This window comes from Mameliella sp. AT18, from assembly GCF_028807275.1.
GTDB classification, from domain to species: domain Bacteria; phylum Pseudomonadota; class Alphaproteobacteria; order Rhodobacterales; family Rhodobacteraceae; genus Antarctobacter; species Antarctobacter albus.
On sequence record NZ_JARAMO010000154.1, the window covers coordinates 1 to 2783 of the forward strand.

The window sequence follows — 2783 nt, forward strand, 5'->3', positions numbered from 1 at the left end:
GGAAGTTCTTGATGAAGTTGATCATTGGTCTCTCTCCGTAGATATCTTGCTTTGCTTTCAGCGACCGTCTTGGGCGTTGCGGGCCTCTCTCACCTTGCCCTGTCCCTCGTCGGTATGAACTTATTAAGCAGTTGGTTTGGGGCGAGAGTGTGGCTCGAATGGATTGATTTTGCAGCCGGGTCGGATTTTTGAGAGAATCCATATAGGTACTTGTATTGGTTTCAAAAAATTCTGTTTTCTGGATGTCCAGACCGTTAATTTCGGCCCTGGAATGCCCGCTTTCGAAGGCGCCGGTTCGGCCTTTCGCAACACTGATGGATAAATTCCGCGGATTGTGCGAGACTGTGGAAAAGTCAGACCGAAAAACGGGGATCGAGCAGGCCCATGGTCGTCAGAATGCTGATTTGCGCCGCAATTGCGGCCAGTTTGGCCTGTGCGCAGGGCGCCCAGGCACAGGATGGGACCGGGGCACCGGTTCAGGATTTCACTTTCAAGCGGGTGACACCCCCCAAGGCCGGGGTCAAGAAGCGCATCACTGTCCAGATCGCACCGCGTGCCAACCCGGCTGTGGCGCCGCCGCTGCCCTCTGCTCCCGCAAAGGCGCCGACCGCGGCACCGCAGGCAACCGCCGCCTTGGCTGCCGTGCCTTCAGTCCCGCTGGGCAGCTACTCCTGGTTCTGGACCGCCGTGTCGCCCGAGGCTACGGCCACCGGGCCGGGACGATTGGCCCCCGCGCTGGCCACGCTGACCAAGGGCCCCGAGGGGCAGAGCGTCGGCGGCCCGCGCTTGCAGGCGCTGCAGGACATCGCGCAGGTCCACGGCGTCGACCTTCTGCGGGAGACAGTGGGCACCCGCGTTTCGCCGGCCTTTGCCCTGGCGGTGATCGCCGTGGAGTCCGCCGGCGCGCCCAGGGCGCAAAGCAAGGCGGGCGCACAAGGGCTGATGCAACTGATGCCGGCCACCGCCGAGCGCTTCGGGGTCAAGGATTCCTTCGACCCGGTTCAGAACATCCGGGGCGGGGTCGCCTTTCTGGACTTCCTGATGGAGAAGTTCGAGGGTGATCCGATCCTCGTGCTTGCCGGCTACAACGCGGGCGAGAACTCCATCGGTCAGCACGGGGGGGTGCCGCCTTATGCCGAGACGCGGGATTATGTCCCCAAGGTGCTGGCCGCCTTCCAGGTCGCCAAAGGCCTGTGCATGACGCCGCCCGAATTGATCTCTGACGGCTGCGTGTTCCGGGTGATGTCGCAGTAGGGCGACCCGGTCCCGGACCTGCTCCGGGACCCCGCCGGGATCAGCCCCGCAGGACCGCGCCCGGGTTCATGATGCCCTTCGGGTCCAGTGCCGATTTGATCGTCCGCATCGCGGCGAGCTTGGCCGGGTCGCCATAGCGTTCGAGGTCGTCGACCTTCAGCCGCCCGATGCCGTGCTCTGCACTGACGGAACCGCCCAGTTCATGCACAAGGTCGTGCACGCAGGTCTTGATCGCGTCGCGCTGATCGACATGGTCGGCCTTGGTCCGGCCCGGGACCGGGAACACATTGTAGTGCAGGTTGCCATCGCCTGCGTGGCCGAAACAGTTGATGCGCCAGTCCCCCAGCCGGGCCAGCGCCGGACCGGCCCGCGAGATGAACTCGGGGATGGCGCCAAGCGGGACGGAAATGTCGTGGCTGGAGACGGCCCCCACGAGGCGGTTTGCCTCGGACATGTGCTCTCGCAGGGTCCAGAGCGCCTCGGACTGGGCCAGCGACTGTGCCACGATGCCGTCCGTGACCAGGTCGGCCTCATGCGCTGCGGCAAAGAGGGTTTCCAGCGCCTCGGCAGGATCGGCGCCACGCCCCAGTCCGATGTCCATCAGCACGCTCCACTCCGGCGGCGTTTCCCAGGGTTGGCGCAGGTCAGGCAGTTTCTCTGCCAGGAAGTCGAACCCGGTGCGGTGCATCAGCTCGAAGGCGCTGATCGTCTCGCCCAGCTGGCCGCGCGCCAGCGCCAGGAGGGTCAGCGCTGCATCGGGCGAGGGGACCGTCAGCAGGGCCGTGCCTGTGGCCGCGGGGCGGGGCGCCAGTTTCAGGCTGGCAGCCGTGATGATGCCCAATGTGCCTTCGGCCCCGATCAGCAGGTGGCGCAGGTCATAGCCGGTGTTGTCCTTACGCAGCCGTTTCAGCCCGTGCCAGACCGACCCGTCGGGCAGGACCGCCTCCAGTCCCAGAACCTGGTCGCGGGCATTGCCGTAGCGCAGCGTGTTGATGCCGCCCGCATTGGTCCCCAGCAAGCCGCCGATCCGGGCAGACCCTTCGGAAGCCAGCGACAATGGGAACAAACGGTCCACGTCGGCAGCGGCGCTCTGGACATCGGCCAGGATTGCGCCGGCTTGGACCACGGCCGCGTTTTCCTGCGGGTGGACCGAACGGATGGCCGACATGCGTTCCAGCGAGACGATCAGAGGTGCGGGGCCGTCCGGTTTCAGCTGGCCGCCGACAAGGCCGGTTCCGCCGCCAAGGGGGATGATGCCGACGCCTGTTTCGGCACAGGTCCGCACGATCGTGGAAACCTCTTCCGTCGAGCGGGGCAGGGCGATCCATTCCGCCGTGCTGGTCCAGCGTCCACGCGGTTCCTCGCGGTGGCGGGCCTCTGCGGGACGCAGGGTGTCATCGGGCAGCAGCGCCGAGAGGCGCTGGACAAAGGCGTGATCGGCGGGGGCAAGCGGCATGGCATCCTCTTTCTTCGGATGCCCGCACTTGTGGCACGCGGGTCAGCGAGGGGCCAGCCCCTCGCGCTCCCCG

The 2783-nt window shown here is 66.0% G+C and carries 2 protein-coding genes; one reads left to right on the plus strand and one right to left on the minus strand.

Annotation, left to right across the window (positions count from 1 at the left end; all coding sequences use genetic code 11):
• The first annotated feature begins 396 nt into the window (after window positions 1-396).
• Window positions 397-1254: a lytic transglycosylase domain-containing protein gene (locus PVW46_RS14435; protein ID WP_043138326.1), complete on the plus strand. Its 858-nt coding sequence runs from the start codon at window positions 397-399 to the stop codon at window positions 1252-1254.
• 40 nt (window positions 1255-1294) lie between these two features.
• Here PVW46_RS14435 and PVW46_RS14440 read toward each other — a convergent pair whose 3' ends face one another.
• Window positions 1295-2710 (minus strand): FAD-binding oxidoreductase, encoded by a 1416-nt coding sequence (locus PVW46_RS14440; protein ID WP_069208985.1) that lies wholly within the window; start codon window positions 2708-2710, stop codon window positions 1295-1297.
• Between the last annotated feature and the right edge of the window lie 73 nt (window positions 2711-2783).

Bases quoted from the DNA above. Each gene is read 5' to 3' on its own strand.
- PVW46_RS14440 (WP_069208985.1), bottom strand. From the start codon at position 2,710: ATGCCGCTTGCCCCCGCCGATCACGCCTTTGTCCAGCGCCTCTCGGCG.
- PVW46_RS14435 (WP_043138326.1), top strand. From the start codon at position 397: ATGCTGATTTGCGCCGCAATTGCGGCCAGTTTGGCCTGTGCGCAGGGC.